This is a genomic window from Paractinoplanes durhamensis, from assembly GCF_016862175.1.
Taxonomy (GTDB): domain Bacteria; phylum Actinomycetota; class Actinomycetes; order Mycobacteriales; family Micromonosporaceae; genus Actinoplanes; species Actinoplanes durhamensis.
Genome location: NZ_BOML01000085.1, coordinates 29,932 through 50,098 on the forward strand (window position 1 = coordinate 29,932; position 20,167 = coordinate 50,098).

General features: G+C 71.0%; 19 protein-coding genes. 6 read left to right on the forward strand and 13 right to left on the reverse strand.

Annotated elements, in window-relative coordinates:
* Window positions 1-68 precede the first annotated feature (68 nt).
* Together Adu01nite_RS44490 and Adu01nite_RS44495 are read left to right on the forward strand one after the other, a co-directional pair.
* Window positions 69-1,847, forward strand: coding sequence for an ABC transporter ATP-binding protein (locus Adu01nite_RS44490; RefSeq protein ID WP_203735443.1), 1,779 nt, complete (start codon window positions 69-71; stop codon window positions 1,845-1,847).
* On the forward strand, window positions 1,844-3,607 hold the full coding sequence (locus Adu01nite_RS44495; RefSeq protein WP_203735444.1) for an ABC transporter ATP-binding protein: 1,764 nt from the start codon (window positions 1,844-1,846) through the stop codon (window positions 3,605-3,607). Before Adu01nite_RS44490 ends, Adu01nite_RS44495 begins: the two co-directional genes overlap by 4 nt.
* Here the strand turns inward: Adu01nite_RS44495 and yczR are convergent.
* Complete coding sequence (gene yczR / locus Adu01nite_RS44500) at window positions 3,600-5,054, reverse strand: MocR-like transcription factor YczR (protein WP_203735445.1); 1,455 nt, start codon at window positions 5,052-5,054, stop codon at window positions 3,600-3,602. The genes Adu01nite_RS44495 and yczR overlap by 8 nt on opposite strands.
* Window positions 5,055-5,113: 59 nt before the next feature.
* Here yczR and yczE point away from each other — a divergent pair, with 59 nt between their 5' ends.
* Both yczE and Adu01nite_RS44510 read left to right on the forward strand, forming a co-directional pair.
* Complete coding sequence (yczE, locus tag Adu01nite_RS44505) at window positions 5,114-5,752, forward strand: membrane protein YczE (protein WP_203735446.1); 639 nt, start codon at window positions 5,114-5,116, stop codon at window positions 5,750-5,752.
* 158 nt (window positions 5,753-5,910) lie between these two features.
* Window positions 5,911-6,339, forward strand: a complete 429-nt coding sequence (locus Adu01nite_RS44510) for a hypothetical protein (protein WP_203735447.1) — start codon at window positions 5,911-5,913, stop codon at window positions 6,337-6,339.
* On the opposite strand, the gene hisF is transcribed toward Adu01nite_RS44510, so the two are convergent.
* The gene (gene hisF, locus Adu01nite_RS44515; protein WP_203735448.1) at window positions 6,336-7,145 is read right to left on the reverse strand and encodes an imidazole glycerol phosphate synthase subunit HisF; all 810 of its coding nucleotides are present in this window, start codon (window positions 7,143-7,145) and stop codon (window positions 6,336-6,338) included. The genes Adu01nite_RS44510 and hisF overlap by 4 nt on opposite strands.
* The gene (locus Adu01nite_RS44520; protein WP_203735449.1) at window positions 7,142-8,023 is read right to left on the reverse strand and encodes an EamA family transporter; all 882 of its coding nucleotides are present in this window, start codon (window positions 8,021-8,023) and stop codon (window positions 7,142-7,144) included. The genes hisF and Adu01nite_RS44520 overlap by 4 nt, the downstream gene beginning before the upstream one ends.
* 72 nt (window positions 8,024-8,095) lie before the next feature.
* Between Adu01nite_RS44520 and Adu01nite_RS44525 the strand changes: the two genes are divergently transcribed.
* Complete coding sequence (locus Adu01nite_RS44525) at window positions 8,096-8,980, forward strand: LysR family transcriptional regulator (protein WP_203735450.1); 885 nt, start codon at window positions 8,096-8,098, stop codon at window positions 8,978-8,980.
* Here the strand turns inward: Adu01nite_RS44525 and priA are convergent.
* The 8 genes from priA to Adu01nite_RS44565 form a co-directional block, all read right to left on the reverse strand.
* Window positions 8,957-9,682: a bifunctional 1-(5-phosphoribosyl)-5-((5-phosphoribosylamino)methylideneamino)imidazole-4-carboxamide isomerase/phosphoribosylanthranilate isomerase PriA gene (gene priA / locus Adu01nite_RS44530; RefSeq protein WP_203735451.1), complete on the reverse strand. Its 726-nt coding sequence runs from the start codon at window positions 9,680-9,682 to the stop codon at window positions 8,957-8,959. The genes Adu01nite_RS44525 and priA overlap by 24 nt on opposite strands.
* Window positions 9,683-9,692: 10 nt before the next feature.
* Complete coding sequence (locus Adu01nite_RS44535) at window positions 9,693-10,010, reverse strand: hypothetical protein (protein WP_203735452.1); 318 nt, start codon at window positions 10,008-10,010, stop codon at window positions 9,693-9,695.
* Window positions 10,011-10,015: 5 nt separating this feature from the next.
* Window positions 10,016-10,636: an imidazole glycerol phosphate synthase subunit HisH gene (gene hisH / locus Adu01nite_RS44540; protein ID WP_203735453.1), complete on the reverse strand. Its 621-nt coding sequence runs from the start codon at window positions 10,634-10,636 to the stop codon at window positions 10,016-10,018.
* A complete protein-coding gene (locus Adu01nite_RS44545; RefSeq protein WP_203735454.1) occupies window positions 10,636-10,794 on the reverse strand; it encodes a CG2302 family histidine operon protein in 159 nt (52 codons plus the stop codon). The genes hisH and Adu01nite_RS44545 overlap by 1 nt, the downstream gene beginning before the upstream one ends.
* The gene (hisB, locus tag Adu01nite_RS44550; RefSeq protein WP_203735455.1) at window positions 10,794-11,405 is read right to left on the reverse strand and encodes an imidazoleglycerol-phosphate dehydratase HisB; all 612 of its coding nucleotides are present in this window, start codon (window positions 11,403-11,405) and stop codon (window positions 10,794-10,796) included. The genes Adu01nite_RS44545 and hisB overlap by 1 nt, the downstream gene beginning before the upstream one ends.
* The gene (locus tag Adu01nite_RS44555; RefSeq protein ID WP_203735456.1) at window positions 11,402-12,472 is read right to left on the reverse strand and encodes a histidinol-phosphate transaminase; all 1,071 of its coding nucleotides are present in this window, start codon (window positions 12,470-12,472) and stop codon (window positions 11,402-11,404) included. The genes hisB and Adu01nite_RS44555 overlap by 4 nt, the downstream gene beginning before the upstream one ends.
* A complete protein-coding gene (hisD, locus tag Adu01nite_RS44560) occupies window positions 12,469-13,779 on the reverse strand; it encodes a histidinol dehydrogenase (RefSeq protein ID WP_203735457.1) in 1,311 nt (436 codons plus the stop codon). The genes Adu01nite_RS44555 and hisD overlap by 4 nt, the downstream gene beginning before the upstream one ends.
* Before the next feature lie 75 nt (window positions 13,780-13,854).
* Window positions 13,855-15,069 carry a mannosyltransferase family protein gene (locus Adu01nite_RS44565; protein ID WP_203735458.1) on the reverse strand — a complete coding sequence of 405 codons (1,215 nt, stop codon included), beginning with the start codon at window positions 15,067-15,069 and terminating at the stop codon, window positions 13,855-13,857.
* 114 nt (window positions 15,070-15,183) lie between these two features.
* Here Adu01nite_RS44565 and Adu01nite_RS44570 point away from each other — a divergent pair, with 114 nt between their 5' ends.
* Window positions 15,184-15,891 carry an LON peptidase substrate-binding domain-containing protein gene (locus Adu01nite_RS44570; protein ID WP_203735459.1) on the forward strand — a complete coding sequence of 236 codons (708 nt, stop codon included), beginning with the start codon at window positions 15,184-15,186 and terminating at the stop codon, window positions 15,889-15,891.
* Here the strand turns inward: Adu01nite_RS44570 and Adu01nite_RS44575 are convergent.
* Together Adu01nite_RS44575 and dnaE are read right to left on the reverse strand one after the other, a co-directional pair.
* On the reverse strand, window positions 15,884-16,600 hold the full coding sequence (locus Adu01nite_RS44575; RefSeq protein WP_203735460.1) for a hypothetical protein: 717 nt from the start codon (window positions 16,598-16,600) through the stop codon (window positions 15,884-15,886). The two genes, Adu01nite_RS44570 and Adu01nite_RS44575, sit on opposite strands and share 8 nt — an antisense overlap.
* A gap of 22 nt (window positions 16,601-16,622) precedes the next feature.
* Window positions 16,623-20,156 (reverse strand): DNA polymerase III subunit alpha, encoded by a 3,534-nt coding sequence (dnaE, locus tag Adu01nite_RS44580; RefSeq protein WP_203735461.1) that lies wholly within the window; start codon window positions 20,154-20,156, stop codon window positions 16,623-16,625.
* Between the last annotated feature and the right edge of the window lie 11 nt (window positions 20,157-20,167).

The window sequence follows — 20,167 nt, forward strand, 5'->3', positions numbered from 1 at the left end:
GCGCCCGCCCGGCAGGATGGGTCGGTAAGGCCGGCAACCCCGGCTAACCCTTACCAGTCAGGTAGGAAATGAGCCACAGCAGACCCAGCCGAGACGTGCTGGGACGGGGACTGCGGGTGCTCGGGCAGGCGATCCGGACCGAACCGCGGATGTTCACCATCGGCGTGGTCGGCAGCAGCCTGTTCGGCTTGCTGATCATCGCGAACTCGTACGTCGTCGGCGCCGTCATCGGCCACGTCGTGGTGCCCGCGTTCACCGACCACCGGGTCGCCACCGGCTCGCTCGCCCTGGTCGCCGCGGCCTTCCTCGGCATCAGCGCGCTGCGGGTGGCCGGTGTCTTCGGCCGCCGCCTCGGGGCCGGGTTCATGCAGTTCCGGCTGCAGGCCCGCTACCGCCGTGCGGTGACCCGCCGCTACCTGTCGCTGCCCCCGTCCTGGCATCAGAAGCACGCCACCGGCACCCTGCTGTCCAACGCGAACTCCGACGTCGAGGCGGCGTTCGTGCCGATCGCGCCGCTGCCGTTCGCGGTCGGCACGATCATCATGGTGTTCGCCGCGGTGCTCATCCTGTTCCTCACCGACTGGGTGCTCGCCCTGGTCGGGGTGGCCCTGTTCCCGACCCTGTTCGGCCTCAACGTCATCTACTCCCGCTACATGTCGCCCCGGCAGATCCGCGCCCAGCAGATGCGCGCGAAGGTCAGCGCGGTGGCGCACGAGAGCTTCGACGGCGCCCTGGTGGTCAAGACGATGGGCCGCGAGGAGGACGAGTCGCAGCGGTTCGCGGTCTTCGTGACCGAGCTGCGCGACGCGCTGATCTCGGTGGGCCGGCTGCGTGGCCTGTTCGACCCGGTGATGGACAGCCTGCCCAGCGTCGGCACCCTGGCGGTGCTGCTGCTCGGGGCGTGGCGCCTGGAGTCCGGCGCGATCAGCGTCGGCGAGCTGGTCACGGTGTCGTTCCTGTTCACCGTACTGGCGTTCCCGGTGCGGGCGATCGGCTGGGTGGTGGCCGAGCTGCCACGAAGCGTGGCGGGCTGGGAACGGGTCCAGGCCGTTTTGACGGCAACAGGCGATTTGGCGTACGGAAATGTCGCTCTTGATCGTAAAGTTCCGGCGACGCTGACATTCGAGCACGTCGACTTCAGCTACGGCGACGGCCCGCTCGTCCTGCACGACGTCACCTTCGACGTCCCGGCCGGCAGGACCGTCGCCCTGGTCGGGCCGACCGGCTCCGGCAAGTCGACCATCGCCGCCCTGGCGATCCGGCTGGTCGACCCGGACAGCGGCCGGATCGTCCTCGACGACGTCCCGGTGCACGATCTCACCGCCGCCTCGCTGGCCAGGACCACCGCCCTCGTCCCGCAGATCCCGTTCGTCTTCGACGACACCGTCCGCAGCAACGTCACCCTCGACCGGGACGGCCTCGGCGACGAGGAAGCCTGGTCGGCGTTGCGGCTGGCCCAGGCCGACCGGTTCGTCGAGAAGCTGCCGGAGGGTCTGGACACCGCGGTCGGCGAGCGCGGCACCTCGCTCTCCGGCGGTCAGCGCCAGCGGATCACCCTGGCCCGGGCGCTCGCCGACCACCCCCGGCTGCTGGTCCTCGACGACGCCACCAGCGCGGTCGACCCGCGGGTCGAGGCGGCCATCCTCTCGTCGCTGCGATCCGCCGGCGCGGGCGCGTCGATCCTGGTCGTCGCGTACCGCCGGGCCACCATCGCGCTCGCCGACCAGGTCGTCTACCTGGAGCAGGGCAAGGTGGTGGCGACCGGCACGCACGCCGGCCTGCTGGCCACCAACCAGGGCTACGCCGACCTGGTCACCGCGTACGAGAAGGCTGAGCAGAACGCATGAGTGACGGCACCCTCGCCACGGTCCGCCGCGGGCTCGCCCTCTCCCCCGAGCTGCGGCCCGGCATGGCCGGCACGATCGCCCTCGCCCTCGTCCAGATGGGCGGCCGGGTCGCCGTGCCGATCGCCGTCCAGCAGGGCATCGACCACGGCATCCGGGCGGCCGGCGGCCCCGACCTCGGCTTCGTGGTCAAGGTCGTGGCGATCACCTTCGTCGCGCTGACCATCTCCACGATCGCCGGCTACCTGATGACCCGGCGGCTGTTCACGGTCTCCGAGACCGCGCTGGGCGCCCTGCGGTCCCGCACGTTCCGGCACATCCACGACCTGTCGATGCTGCACCAGCAGTCCGAGCGGCGCGGCTCGATGGTGTCCCGGGTGACCAGCGACGTCGACCAGATCTCCCAGTTCCTGCAGTTCGGCGGCGTGCAACTGCTGCTCTCCTCGGGTCAGCTGCTGGTGTCGACGCTGGTCATGCTCTTCTACTCGTGGCAGCTGACCCTCGTCGTACTCCTCGCCTTCGGTCCGTCGGTGGTGATCATCCGGCTCTTCCAGAAGCGGCTCGCCGGCACCTACCGCCAGGTCCGCGAGCGGACCGGCGTGATGCTCGGCGCGGTCGCGGAGAGCGTCGTCGGGGCCACCGTCATCCGGGCGTACGGCGTGGCCGGCCGCACCGAGGAGCGCCTCGACACCTCGATCGAGCGGCTGCGGGTGTCCCAGCAGCAGGCCCTGCGCACCAGCGTGACCAGCTTCTCCTCGGGCGAGATCGGCGCCGGCCTGGCGCTGGCCGCGGTGGTGGTGATCGGCACCCTGATGGGCCTCGACGGCGGCCTCACCGTCGGCGAGCTGACCGCGTTCCTGTTCCTGGTCACGCTCTTCATCCAGCCGGTGCAGATCGCCACCGACATGCTCAACGAGGCGCAGAACGCGGTGGCCGGCTGGCGCCGCGTCCTCGACGTGCTCGACCTCGACCCGGACGTCGCCGACCCCGACGACCAGGGCGTCGACCTGCCGGCCGGCCCGCTGTCGGTGCACTTCCGGGACGTCTCGTTCCGCTACCCGGACGGCCCGGTCGTGCTCGCCGACGTCGACCTGAGGCTGGACGCGCGGAAGAAGTACGCGGTGGTCGGCGAGACCGGCAGCGGCAAGACCACGTTCGCGAAGCTGCTGACCCGGCTGATGGACCCGGCGGCCGGCGAGGTGCTGCTGTCCGACACGCCGCTGCCGTCGGTGCGGTTCTCGTCGCTGCGGGCGCGGGTGGTGATGGTTCCGCAGGACGGCTTCCTCTTCGACGCCACCATCGCGGAGAACATCCGCTTCGCGGCGCCGTCGCTGAGCGACGACGATCTGGCGGCGGCCTTCACCGAGCTCGGCCTGGCCGACTGGGTCGACGGCCTGCCGGCCGGCATGGAGACCCCGGTGGGCGAGCGCGGTGAGGCGCTCAGCGTGGGCGAGCGTCAGCTGGTTGCTCTGGTACGGGCGTACGTCGCCGACCCCGACCTGCTGGTGCTGGACGAGGCGACCAGTGCCGTGGACCCGGCCACCGAGGTGCGGTTGCAGCGCGCCCTCGACACGGTGACCCGGGGCCGCACCACGGTCGCGATCGCGCACCGCCTCTCCACCGCCCAGTCCGCCGACGAGGTGATCGTGGTGGACGCGGGCCGGGTGGTGCAGCGCGGCCCGCACGCCGCCCTGGTCGCCGACGAGAACTCGATCTACGCCAAGCTCTACGCGTCCTGGCTGGAGCAGACCCGCTCTACGTGATCACCGAGGAAGTCCGCCAGGACGGCCGGACCGCCCGGTCCAGGTCGTAGCGGACCGACGCGATCCGCTTCACCGCCTCGACCAGGTCGTCCTCCGGCAGCGTGAACGGCAGCCGGAGGAAGCGTTCGAGCGTGCCGTCGAGGCCGAACCGCGGCCCCGGCGCGAGCCGGACGTCGACGTCCTCGGCCGCCCGGGCCAGCGCGCTGGAGATCGGCCCGTCCAGCTCGGCCCAGAGCATCACCCCGCCGCGCGGAACCGTGAAGGTCCACTCCGGCAGTTGCTCGCGCAGCGCGGTGACCAGGGTGTCCCGCCGGGCCCGCAGCTCGGCCCGCCGGGCCGCCACGATCCGCCCGGCCTGGGCCAGCAGCCGCACCGCGACCAGCTGTTCCAGCACCGGGCTGGCCATGTCGACGCCGACCCGGATGGCGGCGAGCCGCTGCACCAGCGGCGCCGACGCCCGCACCCAGCCGATCCGCAGCCCACCCCAGTAGGCCTTGCTCATCCCGCCGATCGACACCACCCGGGAGTGCCGGTCGAAGACGGCGACCGGCGGCGGCATCCCGTCGCCGTCCAGCGGCAGGTCCACGAAGGACTCGTCGACGATCAGCTCGGTGCCGGCCGCGTGCGCGGTGGCGACGAGCCGCTCGCGCAGCCCGGCGTCCATCAGGTGGCCGGTCGGGTTGTGGAACTCCGGGATCAGGTAGGCGCAGCGGGGCCGGCCCTGCCGCAACGCCTCGAGCAGCATCTCCGAGTCCCAGCCGGTGGCCGAGTCGAGGCCGTGGGTGCTGATCCGGGCCCGCCGGGCGGCGAGCGCGGCGAGCGCGTTCGGATAGGTGGGCGTCTCGACCAGCACCGGCGACCCGACCGGGACACTGAGCCGCAGCACCAGGTCGAGGGCCTGCTGGGTGCCGGCGGTGATCAGGATCTGTTCGGCCGAGGTGGTCACCCCGCGGGCGGTGTAGCCGGCCGCGACGGCGTCGCGCAGCTCGACCAGCCCGCTCGGGAGGTAGCCGGCGCTGCCCAGGTAGCGCGGCAGGTCGTCGACGGCGGCCCGGGCCGCCCCGATCAGCTCCTCGGGTGCCTGGTGGGCGGCCACCCCGAGGTCGAGGATGTCGCGGTCGTCGCCGGCCGCCCACAGGCCGGAGGTGGCCACCCGGTGCCCGGACGGCAGGGTGGTCCAGCTGCCGGCGCCGCGCCGGCTGGTGAGGTGGCCGCTCTCCCGCAGGGTCCGGTACGCGGCGCTGACCGTGGTCCGGCTGACCGCGAGGGACTCGGCGAGTTCGCGCTCGGCCGGCAGCCGGACACCGAGCGGCAGCCGCCCGTCGGAGAGCAGGCCGCGCACGGCACCGGCGAGGGCGGCGTAGTCCGGGCTGCGGTGGCGGCCGGGCAGCGAGTGCCACTGACCGAGCAGCCGGGCCAGTTGCGCCCCTCGTACGGTGCTCGTCACAGCCACCTCCCGGAAATTGGCTATTCAGCCAGCGTCAATTGGCCCCCAGAGTGGCATCTATGACCGCACCTGGCAACGGAGATCGCCGTCTCACCCGGCGACTGATCCAGCTTTTCATCGGCCTGGTGCTGTACGGGGTGAGCATGGCCTTCATGGTGGAATCCGGCCTGGGTCTCAACCCCTGGGACGTGTTCCACCAGGGCCTGTCCGACGTCACCGGGATCAGCTTCGGCGCGGTGGTGTTCCTGGTCGGCATCCCGGTCCTGCTGCTGTGGATCCCGCTGCGGCAGCGCCCCGGCCTCGGCACGATCGCCAACCTGGTGGTCATCGGCTTCGCCGTGGACGGCGCGCTGGCCGTGCTCCCGGAGGGCCACGACCTCCCGGCCCGGGTCGGCTACCTGGTGGCCGGCATCCTGCTCAACGGCCTGGCGACCGGCCTCTACATCGGCAGCCGGTTCGGCACCGGCCCGCGCGACGGCCTGATGACCGGTATCACGGGTCGTTTCCCGAAGCTGTCGATCCGCGTCGTCCGGACCGCCATCGAGCTGTCCGTCCTCGGTGCCGGTTTCCTGCTCGGCGGCACCGCCGGGATCGGCACGGTGGCGTACGCCTTGGCGATCGGCCCCCTGGTGCACCTGTTCCTGCCGCTGTGCACGGTCCCGTCCCAGCCCGCGGGAAGACTGGCCCCTGTGGACTGAACCTTTCTCAACATGGCGAGGGCTGCAGCTCCCGGCGCCAGTCATCGGACCGGAACCGCAGGCCCGATGGCAGGTTGACAATTGTTCACCGATACACCTCGGTGATCATCCGGACACATTTCCTTCCGGGCGGAGCCGCGACGCGGCATCATTGCGCCATGGGGGCTGGCGGCTGGCAGTGGAACGACGCTTGGATCTTCGTGTCCGCGGTCATCGCCGAGCGCCTGGAGCGCGACCGGGCCATGCACGCCGCCCTGCCGGTGACCGGGGCGAGCCTGGCCGACGTGCTGGCCGCCGCCGATTTCCTGCACCACGCCGTGCCGGCCCGCGAGGAGCTGGAGGAGTCGATCCGCCGCCTGGCCGGAGCCGGCCTGATCGTGGTGGAGGACGACATCGTCGAGGTCGCCCCGGCCGGTGAGCAGCTGTGGCGCACCCGCCCGTTCAGCGGCCTGTCCTCCGCGGTGATGACCCTGCAGGCGCAGCTCAACCGGGCCACCAGCCCCGGCGTCCACGACTGGGTGCTCGACGAGCAGACCTACAACACCGCCGTCCGCGAGTATTCGCTGCGGCTGGCCGACGGCCGCTAGCGCACCGGGCTGCCGGCGGCCCGCAGGCTGTCCTTGACCTCGCCGATGCTGAGGTCTCCGAAGTGGAAGACGCTCGCCGCCAGCACCGCGTCCGCCCCGGCCGCCACGGCCGGCGGGAAGTGCTCCACCGCGCCCGCGCCGCCGCTGGCGATGACCGGGATGCCGACCACGGCTCGCACCGCCCGGATCAGGTCGAGGTCGAAGCCGGCCTTGGTGCCGTCCGCGTCCATCGAGTTGAGCAGGATCTCCCCGGCGCCGAGCTCGGCGACCGTACGCGCCCACTCGATCGCGTCCAGCCCGGCGCTGCGCCGCCCGCCGTGCGTGGTGACCTCCCACCCGCTGGGCTGCCCAGCCGACCGCCCACCGGGCTGCCCAGCCGACCGCCCGCCGGGCTGCTCGGCCGTCCGCCGCACGTCGAGCGACAGCACCAGCACCTGGTTGCCGAACCGCTCGGCGATCTCCGAGATCAGCGCCGGCCGGGCGATCGCCGCGGTGTTGACCCCGACCTTGTCGGCACCGGCCCGCAGCAGCACGTCGACATCGCCGGGCGAGCGGACGCCGCCACCCACGGTGAGCGGGATGAACACGCTCTCCGCGGTGCGCCGGACCACGTCGAGCATGGTGCCACGGGCGTCGGAGGAGGCGGTCACGTCGAGGAAGGTGAGCTCGTCGGCCCCGGCCGCGTCGTAGGCGGCGGCCAGCTCGACCGGGTCACCGGCGTCCCGCAGGTCGACGAAGTTGACCCCCTTGACCACCCGCCCGGCATCCACGTCGAGACAAGGGATCACCCGCACCGCCACCGTCATGCTTCAACCCTAACCAGCGCGGGCCGCGGCGCCCGCGCCCGGGCCAGGCCGATCAGGATGCCGCCGACGACGAGGGCGCCGCCGATCAGGTCGGTCGGGTGGATCTTCTCGCCGAGCACCAGGGCGGCCGAGGCCATGCCGAACAGCGGGACGAGCATCGAGAACGGGGCGACGGTCGAGGCCCCGTACTTCTTGAGCAGGAAGCCCCAGCCCGCGAAGCCCGCAAGGGTCGAGACCAGCGCGACGTACGCCAAGGCCAGCAGGGCTTCGCCGTCGATCGCGCGCAGCGCGGCGAGGTCGGCCGCCGGGCCGTCGATGAGCAGCGAGAGGACGATCAGCGGGCCGCTCGCGACGGCGCTGACCCAGACCATGAAGCGCAGCGTGTCCGGCGGCGACGCCTTGCGGGTGGCGATGTTCGACAGGCCCCAGGCCGCGGCCGCCCCGATGATCAGCAGGAACGCGCCGAGGTTGGTGCCCATCCGGGTGGCGACCACGCCGACCCCGGCCAGCGCCACCAGCAGCCCGGCGACCTGCACCGGCCGCGGGCGTTCGCGCAGCAGCAGCACCGCGAAGAGCACGGTGAACACGGCCTGGCTCTGCAGGACGAGCGAGCTGAGCCCGGCCGGCATCCCGGCCGCCATGCCCGCGAACAGCAGCGAGAACTTCACCACCCCGAGGGCCAGCCCGACCGCGATCACCCACTTCCACGGCACCCGCGGGCGACCGGCGAAGAGCAGGGCCGGGAACGCGGCGAGGGTGAAGCGCAGCGCATTGAACAGCAGTGGCGGGAAGTGGTCGAGCCCGGTCTCGATGGCGACGAAGTTGACGCCCCAGATCGCCATCACGGCCACGGCCAGCGCGATGTCCCTCGATTTCATATGCTCAACGCTGGCCCGAAAAACCGTTAAGCACCATCGAATAGTGCTTTAGTCATGTTGTAGCTTCACTACATGATTGACCTGGGCCGCCTGCGCGCCCTCCACGCCGTGGCCAGCTACAAGACCGTCCTGGCGGCGGGCCAGGCCCTGCACTGCACCCCGTCGGCGGTGTCCCAGCAGCTCGCCAAGCTGGAGCGGGAGACCGGCACCACACTGGTCGAGAAGGACGGGCGCGGCCTGCGCCTCACCGAGGCCGGGCGGCTGCTGGCCCAGCACGCCGAGCGGGTCCTCGCCACCGTCGACGAGGCCGAGGCGGCCCTCGCCGCGCACCGCGACACGGTCACCGGCCGGCTCACCGTGGCCGCGTTCGCCACCGCCTGCCGCGCGCTGCTGCCGTGGGCGCTGCACCGGCTCGCGTCCGAGCATCCGCAGCTGTCCACCGGGTTGATCGAGGTGAACCCGCACGAGGGCCTGGAAGCGCTGCACCGCGGCCACGTCGACCTGGCGGTGCTGGACGACTGGCCGGAGGTCGCGCTGCACTATCCGGCCGGCATCGCGCACGTCGAGCTCGGCTGGGACACCGCCGACCTGATCGTGCCGAGCGGCCACCGCCTGACCGGCTCGACGACGCTCGCGAAGTGCCGGGACGAACGCTGGATCGCGGCGAAGATGGGCGACATCTGCCACGAGTGGCTGGTCCGGGTGCAGCCCGGGGTGCAGCCCGACTTCCACGTGGTCGAGTTCGAGACCCAGCTGACGCTGATCGCGGCCGGGCTCGGGGTGGCGGTCATCCCGCGGCTCGGCCGCCCCACGCTCCCCGAGGGCGTCCGGGTCGTCCGTCTCACCCCGGAGCCCCGCCGGAAGATCGTCATCGCCTGGCGCGAGGCCGCGGCGGCCCGCCCGGCCATCAAAGCGGCCGAGCGAGCCCTCCGATCAGCGTGGGCCCAACACCGCTAGGGCTTCGGCCACCGTGAACGCGCCCGCGTAGAGCGCCTTGCCGGCGATCACGCCCTCCACCCCGATCGACTCCAGGGTGGCCAGGGCGCGCAGGTCGTCCAGGGTGGACACGCCACCGCTGGCGATGATCGGCTTGTCGGTGGCCGCGCACACCTCGCGCAGCAGGTCCAGGTTGGGCCCGCGCATGGTGCCGTCCTTGGTGATGTCGGTGACGACGTAGCGGGACGCGCCCGCCTTGTCGAGCCGGGCGAGAACCTCGTAGAGGTCGCCGCCGTCCTTGGTCCAGCCGCGCGCCGCGAGAGTACGGCCGCGCACGTCGAGGCCGATCGCGACCCGGTCGCCGTACTCGCCGCAGATCCGGTCGCACCACTCCGGGTCCTCGAGGGCCGCGGTGCCGATGTTGACCCGGGCCGCGCCGGTGGCGAGGGCACGGGTCAGCGACTCGTCGTCGCGGATACCGCCGGACAGCTCGACCTTCACGTCGAGCCGCCGCACCACGTCGGCGAGAAGGCCGGCGTTGGAACCGCGCCCGAACGCCGCGTCCAGGTCGACCAGGTGCACCCACTCGGCCCCGTCGTTCTGCCAGGCCAGCGCGGCGTCGAGCGGGTCGCCGTAGGCGGTCTCCGAACCGGCGGCGCCCTGCACGAGGCGGACGGCTTGGCCGTCGGCGACGTCGACGGCCGGCAGCAGGGTCAGGGTCACGGTTTCTCCTTCATGCTTTCCGGCCCAGGACGAGGACTACCAGGGCCGGCAGGGCCATAACGATCACGATGGTCAGCACGATGCGCAGCCCGAGCTCGGGCACGAACAGCCAGACCGCGGCCGCGGCGACCAGCGCCACCACCAGGATGCCGAGGCGCTCGCGGCGACTGCGGCGGTACAGCCGGCCGGTGCGGCCCACCCGCGGGGTGAGCTTGCGGACCAACTGCCGGCGACGCTGCCGGCGGGCCACCTTCCGGGCCCGGCCGGCCTTCTGCTTCTCGAGTACGGCCAGCCGCTCGGCGCGTCTCTTCGCCCGCTCCTTGGACACTTCGGTTACAGCCCGGCGACCCAGTTGCGCAACACCGCGTAACCGGCGTCGGCCGACTTCTCCGGGTGGAACTGGGCGACGGTGAGGCTGCCGAGCTCGACCGCGGCCGCGAACGGCCGATCGTGGCTCGCGGTGGTCACCGTGGCGCCGGCGCTCTTCAGAAGATCAAGATCCCGTGCTGCGTACGAGTGGACGAAGTAGAACCGGACATCCGCGGGCAGGCCCTGGAACACTTCGGAATTGTCCGGAATCTCGACGGTGTTCCAGCCCATGTGCGGGATGCGCGCGGCGTCGAGCTTGCTGACCACGCCGGGCAGCAGGCCGAGGCCCTTGGTCTCCACCCCGTGCTCGACGCCCGAGTCGAAGAAGATCTGCATGCCGACGCAGACCCCGATGACCGGTTTGCCGGCCGCGACCCGCTCGGCGATCACCGGCCCGGCCCCGAGCTGCTCGATCCCGGCCATGCACGCCGCGTAGGCGCCCACCCCCGGCACGAACAGCCCGTCCGCGGCCGCCGCCGCGTCGAGGTCACTGGTCACCGTCACGTCCGCACCGGTGCGCGCGACGGCCCGCTCGGCCGACCGCAGATTGCCCGACCCGTAGTCGAGCACCACGACCGAGGTCATCACGAGCCTCCGGGAAGCATCCAGGCCACGCCGCCCGCGACGGCCAGCGCGGCGAGCACGCCGACCAGCCCCACGCTGAACTTCGTGGCACCCGACCTGACCAGCTGGATCACGCCGCCGACCAGGAAGCCGGCGACGATGAAGCAGACGACCGCCATCAGAGCACGCCCTTGGTGGACGGCAGCGCGCCGGCGTTGCGCGGGTCGATCTCGACGGCCTCGCGCAGCGCCCGGGAGAACGCCTTGAACTGCGCCTCGACCACGTGGTGGGCGTCCGCCTTGCCGCCGTCGCGGGCCGCCCGCAGCACGCTGACGTGCAGGGTCACCTTGGCCGCGAAGCCGAACGACTCGAAGATGTGCCGGGTCATGCTGGTCGGGTAGACCGGGCCGACGTAGGGCGCCAGCTCCGGCTCGTCGTGCACCACATAGGGCCGGCCGGACAGGTCGACCGCGGCCCGGCACAGCACCTCGTCCATCGGGATCGTCGCCGACCCGTACCGCCGGATGCCGGCCTTGTCGCCCAGCGCGCGGGCGAACGCCTCGCCGAGGGCGATGGCGGTGTCCTCCATCGTGTGGTGCGCGTCGATCTCCAGGTCGCCCTCGGTGCGCACGGTCAGGTCGAACCCGCCGTGCTTGGCGAGCTGGTTGAGCATGTGGTCGTAGAAGCCGACCCCGGTGTTCAGGTCACCCTTGCCGGTGCCGTCGAGGTCGATCTCGACGAGCACCTTGGTCTCGTTGGTGACGCGCTCCACCTTCGCGGTGCGACTCACTTCAGGGCCTCCGTTGCCTGCAAAAACGCGTCGGTCTCGGCCGGGGTCCCGGCGGTCACCCGCAGCCAGCCGGCCAGGCCGACGTCGCGGATCAATACACCTTGGTCGAGCAGGCGCTGCCAAGCGATTTTCTGGTCGCCGCCTACCCCGAACAGAACGAAGTTGGCATCGCTGTCGGCCACCCGGTGGCCGCGCTCACGCAGCGTGCTGACGATCCGGTCACGCTGCTCCTTGATCGCCTCGACGGTCGCGAGCAGAGCGTCACGTTGCGCCACCGCCGCGCGGGCGGCGGCCTGGGTCAGCGAGCTCAGGTGGTACGGGAGTCGCACCAGCTGGACGGCGTCGACCACCGCCGGGCCCGCCGCGAAGTAGCCGAGCCGGCCGCCGGCGAACCCGAACGCCTTGCTCATCGTGCGGCTGACGACCAGGCGCGGGTGCTCGGGCAGCAGCGTCAGCGCACTCAGGGTGCCCTCGCGGGCGAATTCCGCGTAAGCCTCGTCCACGATGACCATGCCGCGAGCCGCCTCAAGGACCGCCGTGATCACGTCGGGGTCGAGCGCCGTCCCGGTCGGGTTGTTCGGCGAGCAGAGAAAGACCAGGTCCGGGTCGTGCTCTTCGAGCGCTGCCACCGCTTTATCCGGATTCAGGCTGAAATCAGGGTCGCGGAGCGCGCCGATCCAGCGCGTTCCGGTCCCCAGCGCGAGCAGCGGGTGCATCGAATACGACGGCCCGAACCCGAGGGCTGACCGACCGGGCCCGCCGAACGCCTGGAGCAACTGCTGCTGCACCTCGTTCGACCCGTTGGCCGCCCACACGTTGGCCACGGTCAGCCCGTGCCCCAGGTAATCGGCCAGCGCCGTACGCAAAGCAATCGCATCCCGGTCCGGGTAGCGGTTGAGATCGCGCAGCTCGGCCTGCATCGCCTTGCCGATCGCCTCGACCACGTCGTCCGGCAGGGCGTACGAGTTCTCGTTGGTGTTGAGCCGCACCGCCACGTCGAGTTGCGGCGCGCCGTAGGGCGTCTGCCCGCGCAGATCGTCCCGGATCGGCAGATCGTCGATCCTCATCGGCCGAACCTCACTTGGACCGCCTCGCCGTGCGCCGGCAGGTCTTCGGCGTTGGCCAGGGTGACCACGTGCTTGGCGACGTCCTTGAGCGCGGCCTCGTCGTACTCGATGACGTGGATGCCGCGCAGGAACGACTGCACCGACAGCCCCGAGGAGTGCCGCGCGCAGCCCGCGGTCGGCAGCACGTGGTTGGAGCCGGCCGCGTAGTCCCCCAGCGAGACCGGCGACCACGCCCCCACGAAGATCGCGCCGGCGTTACGGACCCGCATGGCCCACTGCCGCGCGTCGCGCGTCTGGATCTCCAGGTGCTCGGCCGCGTACGCGTCGACCACCGCCAGCCCCTGCTCCAGATCGTCGACCAGCACCACGCCGGACTGCTCGCCGGTCAGCGAGGTGCGCACCCGCTCGGCGTGCTTGGTGGCCGCGACCATCGGGGCGAGCGCGGCCTCGACCGACGCGATCAGCGCTTCCGAGTCGGTGACCAGCACGCTGGCCGCCAGGGGGTCGTGCTCGGCCTGGCTGATCAGGTCGGCGGCGACGTGCCGCGGGTCGGCGGTCTCGTCGGCCAGGATGGCGATCTCGGTCGGCCCGGCCTCGGCGTCGATCCCGACCGTGCCCTGCAGCAGGCGCTTGGCCGCGGTGACCCAGATGTTGCCCGGCCCGGTGATGACGTCGACCGGTTCGCAGCGGTCACCCTCGTCGGCGCCGTCGGAGCCGTAGCCGAGCATCGCGACGGCCTGGGCGCCACCGACGGAGTAGACCTCGTCGACGCCGAGCAGCGCGCAGGCGGCGAGCACCCGGGCATCCGGCAGGCCGCCGTTCTCCTTCTGCGGGGGCGACGCCACGACCAGCGCATCCACCCCGGCCTCCTGGGCCGGCACCACGTTCATCACCACGGTCGACGGGTAGACGGCCAGGCCGCCGGGCACATACAGCCCGACCCGCTCGACCGGCACCCAGCGCTCGGTGACCGTGCCGCCGTCGACCACCTGAGTGGTGACATCCGAGCGGCGCTGGTCGCGGTGCACCTTGCGGGCCCGCTTGATCGACTCGAGCAGGGCCTCCCGGATCTCCGGTTCCAGGGCCTCTCCGGCGGCCGTGATGGCCTCCTTGGGCACCCGCAGCCGGGTCAGCTCGACCCCGTCGAACCGGCTGGTGGCCTCCTGGATGGCGGCGAAGCCGCGCTGATGGACCGCCTCGACCACCGGACGGATCCGCTCGACGGCGACAGACACGTCCAGCTGTGCCCGGGGCAGGATGCCCCGGGGATCCCGGCGGGAGCCACGCAGGTCAGTCAGTTTCAGCACGCCGCAATTCTAGGCGGCCCGCTCCCCGGCCCGGCGCCTGCCACCGGCCCGGGCCCACCGCGTGAGACGCGGCTCTCAAGCCACGAACGTCACGTCCAGCAGGAAGGTCGCCAGCATCAGCGCCTGCAGCATGTAACCGGCGGCGATGTAGACCTTCTCGAAGGCCGGGCTCTTCCCGATCCGGGCCAGCACGATGAAGATCGCCGTGTACTCCAGGACGAACCGCGGCGCCGACATCAGCCAGCGGTTGTTGCCGACGATGGTGCAGTTGGTCAGCAGCAGCGGCAGCACCGTGGCGAGCAGCAGATAATACTGATCCTTGCGGAACTTCCACGGGCCGACGAAGCCCAGCACGGTCAGCACGATCGCGAACAGGGTGGCAGCCACCTCGAACAGGGTGAGCGTGTGCCACTCGTTCAGCCACGGCATGCCGCCGATCGCCTTCATCCCGTCCCACAGCGCGTGCCCGGGCCAGGTGTACTGCCGGTCCCAGTGCTTCTGCGCGTCGACGAACGCGAGCCAGTTACCCCAGGAAACCTTGCAATAGATCATGTACGCGATCAGGCCGAGCGGCATCAGGCCGAAGCTCAGCACGTCCCAGCGGATCCGGCCGAGCTTCCCGTCGCGCTGCCGCAAATACTCCCAGGCGACCGGCACCGCCAGCAGCAGCCCGAACAGCCGGGTGCCACCGGCCAGCCCGGCGAACGCCCCGGCCAGCCAGAAGTTCGACCGGCGCGCGGCGTAGAGACTGGCCACGCAGAGCAGCACGAACATCGACTCGTTGTACGCCCCGAACAGGAAGAACGCGGTCGGGAAAGCGGCCAGGAAGGCGATCGACCGGCCCGCGACCCTCGTGTCGAACTCGGTCTCCACCAGCCGGAACATCACCACCAGCAGCAGGTACGCGCAGACCGTTGTCACCGCGAACGCGGCGATCAGCGCCCGGCCCGGCAGCACCCAGTCGACCACCCGCACGGTGATCGGGTAGAGCGGGTAGAACGCCACCGAGTCCGGGTTGGCGTGATAGCCCCGCTCGGCGATCTGGGTGTAGAAGGTGGCGTCCTGGTGGTGCCAGGTGTTGCCGATGTCGGGCAGGCCCGGCGCCGGCGTCTTGGTGACCCGCCAGGTGTAGACGCTGGCCACCACGTACGCGACGTTCGCGGCGAGCCAGGAACCGAACGCCGCCACGAGCGCCGGGCGCCACGGCGCGAGCCGCTGCCGCCAGCCGGACGGCTCGTCGTACGTCATGACGACCGTGTCGTCGACAGTGGCGGTACTCGATGGGGACACGGCGGCACTATACAAAAGTTCCTCGCGTCCGCGGTGCCCCCCGCACCCCGCCCCTTTACCCCGCCACGGCGGTGCCAGGGTTGACCATGGTGAGGCGGCCGATAGGCTGAGGCCGTGAGCGAGCGGCTACCTGTATTCCCCCTGGGTACGGTGCTGTTTCCCGGCCTCGTGCTGCCCCTGCACATCTTCGAGGAACGCTACCGTTCCCTGGTCCGTGAGCTGGTGGCCAGCCCGGAGGACGGCCCGCACGAGTTCGGGGTGGTCACTCTCCGCCGCGGCGCCGAGGCACCGTCCCCGGCGGCCGACGACGATTCCGGCCCGGAGCCCGCGGCGGTGAAGACCGACGATCTCTACCCGGTCGGCTGCACCGCCGAGCTGCGCCAGGTGACCGAGCTGCCGGACGGTCGCTTCGACATCATGACCGTGGGCCGCCGCCGCTTCACGATCCTCGACGTGCAGCAGGGCGCCGAGCCCTACCTGACCGCCCGGGTCGAGTGGCTGCCCGAGGAGTCCGCCGACGAGATCGCCGCGGCGCTGGCCCCGCGCGCGCTGGCTGCCTTCCGCACCTACCTCGACCTGCTGCGCCCCGACTCGGAGGCGCTCGACGCGGTCCCCGCCGACCCGACCGTGCTGTCGCACCTGATCGCCGCCACCGCCCAGCTGACCACCGACGAGCGGCAGTTGCTGCTGGCCGCGCCGGACACGGCGAGCCGGCTGCGCGCCGAGCTGAAGCTGCTCAACCGTGAGGCCGGGCTGCTCGCCAAGGTCCGCGCGGTGCCGGTGCCGCTGTCGGATCTGGCCCGGCCCGCCAGCCCTAACTGATCGGGCGGCCCGGCTCGGATTCCTCGACCAACTGCTCCTGCGGCGGCGGCCACTCGTTCTCGGCCGCGACGTTGTTCGGCCCGTAACCGGGTCGCGCGCCGGGATGCTCCAGGTCGGGGTCGTTCGACCAGCCGGCCAGCAGGGTGAGCACGATCGCCGCCGCGAACGCCGGCACCAGCATCGGCCCGGTCGAGTGCACCTCGGGCGGCGCCAGGTAGGTGGCGCCGCGCGCGGCGGTCTCGCTCCACTGCTGGTAGGCGCTCTTCCCGACCATCTCGCCGACCCATGGGCCGACCAGGTAACCGGCGCCGAGCGCCCCGGCGATCACGCCGGCCAGCAGGAACGGGCCGCGGTCGCGGCGCAGCACCAGCCAGGCGACCACCGCCACGAGCAGGCCGAAGCCGAGGCCGAGCAACGTGTACCAGCCGTCGGCGGCGATGTACTCCTCGGGCGAGGAGTCGTTGATGACGATGCCCTGCCCGGTCTGCACGACCGGCACGGCCGGCGCGAGCCACGCCCACAGCAGGCCCAACGGGGCGCCGAGGGCGAGCACGACGGCCGCGCTCAGCACCGCGACCGCGGCGGTGCGCCGCCACGGCCGGCGCGTGGTGATGTTCAGCTCCCACCAGCGCGGAGCCGCCTCGGGCTCCGGCTCGGGACCGGACGGATGGGCCAGGCCGTAACCGGGCGTCTCCTCACTCGGATTCACCCTACGATCCTGCCAGGTCCGGTCAGGCAACTGCGGAGGGGCCGAGGATCGTCTTGAGGTCGGCACGCAGCGCGGGGGTCGGCGCGACCCGGACCGCGCCCAGGCGCAGGACCGTGGTGCGGCTGCCGTTCTGCAGGTGGACGTGCACCTCGGCGTCGCCGGGATGGCTGATCAGGATGTCCTTCAGCTCGGTCACCAGCGGCGGGGTGCAGCGGGTGATCGGCATGGTGAGGGTGATCGGCTTGCTGTCCGGGTTGTGGGTGACATCCGGCAGCGACATGTCCATCGCCATGATGCGCGGGGTGTCGTCGCGCCGGTCGATCCGGCCCTTCACGATCACGATCGCGTCCTCGGCAATGTACTGCCCGATCACCTCGTACGTGTTCGGGAAGAACAGCGCCTCGACCCCGCCGGCCAGGTCTTCCAGGGTCGCCGACGCCCACGCCCGGCCCTGCTTGGTGATCCGCCGCTGCACGCCGGTCAGGATGCCGGCCAGGGTGACCACCTGGCCGTCCGGGACGGAGCCTTCCTCGTTGAGGGCGGCGATCGTGGTGTCGGCCGAGTTGGCGAGCAGCTGCTCGAGACCGGCGAGCGGGTGGTCGGAGACGTAGAGCCCGAGCATCTCGCGCTCGAAGGCCAGCTTGTCGCGCTTGTCCCACTCGCTGTCGCCGATGGTCGGCATGGCGACGGTCGCGGCACTGCCGCCGTCGGTGTCGCCGAACGCGCCGAACAGGTCGAACTGGCCGGCCGCCTCGTTGCGCTTCACATCCGCGTACGCGTCGATGGCCTCGGCGTGCACGGCGAGCAGGCCCTTGCGGCTGTGCCCCATCGAGTCGAAGGCGCCCGCCTTGATCAGCGATTCAATCGTCTTCTTGTTGCAGGCGACCGCATCCACCTTCGACAGGAAGTCGTAGAAGTCCTGATACTTACCCTTCTCCTTACGGCAGCGGGCGACCGCCTCGACCACGTTGTGCCCGACGTTGCGGACCGCGGCCAGACCGAACCGGATGTCCTTGCCGACCGGGGTGAACGGGCCGGCCGACTCGTTGACGTCGGGCGGCAGGACCTGGATGCCCATGCGCCGGCACTCGGCCAGGTACATCGCCATCTTGTCCTTGTCGTCGCCGACGCTGGTGAGCAGCCCACCCATGTATTCGGCCGGGTAGTGCGCCTTGAGGTAGGCGGTCCAGTAGGACACCAGACCGTACGCCGCGGAGTGCGCCTTGTTGAACGCGTAGCCGGCGAACGGGACCAGAACGTCCCACACCGCCTGGATGGCCTCCTTGGAGTAGCCGTGCTCCATGCACCCCTGCTGGAACGGGCCGAACTCCTTGTCGAGGATCTCCTTCTTCTTCTTACCCATCGCCCGGCGGAGCAGGTCGGCCTGGCCGAGCGTGTAGCCGGCCAGGATCTGCGCGGCGCGCTGCACCTGCTCCTGATAGACGATCAGGCCGTAGGTGGGCTCGAGGATCTCGCGCAGCGGCTCCTCCAGCTCCGGATGGATCGGGGTGATGTCCTGGAGCTGGTTTTTCCGGAGCGCGTAGTTGGTGTGCGAGTCGACGCCCATCGGGCCGGGCCGGTAGAGCGCCAGGACGGCCGAGATGTCCTCGAAGTTGTCCGGCTTCATCAGCCGCAGCAGCGACCGCATCGGCCCGCCGTCCAGCTGGAAGACGCCGAGCGTGTCGCCCCGGGCCAGCAATTCGTATGCTGCCGGGTCGTCCAGCGGCAGGGCCAGCAGGTCGAGGTCGAGGCTGTGGTTGAGCTTGATGTTCTTGACGGCGTCGTCGAGGATCGTCAGGTTTCGCAGGCCCAGGAAGTCCATCTTGAGCAGGCCGAGCGTCTCGCAGGTCGGGTAGTCGAACTGCGTGATGATCACGCCGTCCGAGGCCCGGCGCATCAGCGGGATGTGGTCGATGATCGGCTCGGCCGACATGATCACGCCGGCCGCGTGCACACCGGTCTGCCGGATCAGGCCCTCGATCCCGCGCGCGGTGTCGATCACCTTCTTGACGTCGGGGTTCCCCTCGTACAGCGAGCGGACCTCGCCGGCCTCGCTGTACCGCTTGTCGTCCTTGTTGAAGATGCCGGAGAGCGTGATGCCCTTGCCCATCACATCCGGCGGCATCGCCTTGGTGATCTGGTCGCCGACCGAGTAGGGGTAACCGAGAACCCGGGCCGAGTCCTTGATCGCGGCCTTCGCCTTGATCGTGCCGAACGTGGCGATCTGCGCGACCTTGTCCTCGCCCCAGCGGTCGGTCACGTACTTGATGACCTCGCCGCGCCGGCGCTCGTCGAAGTCGATGTCGACATCGGGCATCGAGATGCGCTCGGGGTTGAGGAACCGCTCGAAGATCAGGCCGTGCGGCAGCGGGTCGAGGTCGGTGATGCCCATCGCGTAGGCCACCAGGGAGCCCGCGGCGGAACCACGGCCGGGGCCGACCGCGATGCCGTTGTTCTTCGACCACTGGATGAAGTCGGCGACCACCAGGAAGTAGGCCGGGAAGCCCATCTGGATGATCACGCCCAACTCGTATTCCGCCTGCTTGATGTGCGTCTCCGGGATGCCGTCCGGGAAGCGCCGGTGCAGGCCCTCGAACGCGACGTGCCGGAAGTACTCCTCCTCCGAATACCCCTCCGGGATCGGGAACCGGGGCATCAGGTTCTTGAAGGTGAACATGCCGTCGATGTCGACCTTCTCGGCCACCAGCAGCGTCGTGCGGCAGCCCTCCTGCCAGGCATCGGAGGAGTCGACCGCGCGCATCTGGTCGGCCGACTTCACGAAGTAGCCGTTGCCGTCGAAGCGGAACCGGTTGGGGTCGGCCACGTTGCTGCCGGTCTGCACGCACAGCAGCACGTCGTGCGCCTCGGACTGCGCCTCGTAGACGTAGTGCGAGTCGTTGGTGACCAGCGGCCTGATCCCGAGCTTCTGCCCGATCTCCAGCAGGCCGTCACGGACCCGCTTCTCGATCGACAGGCCGTGGTCCATGATCTCGAGGAAGTAGTTGTCCTTCCCCAGGGCCTCCTGGTACATCGCGGCCGACTTCAGCGCCTCGTCGAACTGGCCGAGCCGCAGCCGGGTCTGCACCGCGCCGGACGGGCAGCCGGTGGTGCCCATGATGCCCTCGGCGTGCTCCGCGATGATGTCGAAGTCCATCCGCGGATATTTACCGAGCTGCCCCTCCATCGAGGCCCGCGAGTTGAGCCGGAAGAGGTTTTTCAGGCCGACCGCGTTGCGCGCCCACATCGTCATGTGGGTGTACGCACCGTTACCGGAGACGTCGTCGCCCTTCTGCTCGGGACGACCCCACTTGACGCGGCTCTTGGTGAGGCGGGAGTCGGGCGCGACGTAGGCCTCGACGCCGATCACCGGGATGAGATCGGCCGCCTTGGCCTGGGTGTAGAAGTCGTAGGCGCCGTGCATGTTGCCGTGGTCGGTGATCGCCGCGGCCGGCATGCCCAGCCGTTTGGCCTCGCCGAGCAACTCTTTGATCCGGGCGGCCCCGTCGAGCATCGAATACTCGGTGTGCACATGTAGATGCACGAACGAGTCAGACACCCGGGGCCCCC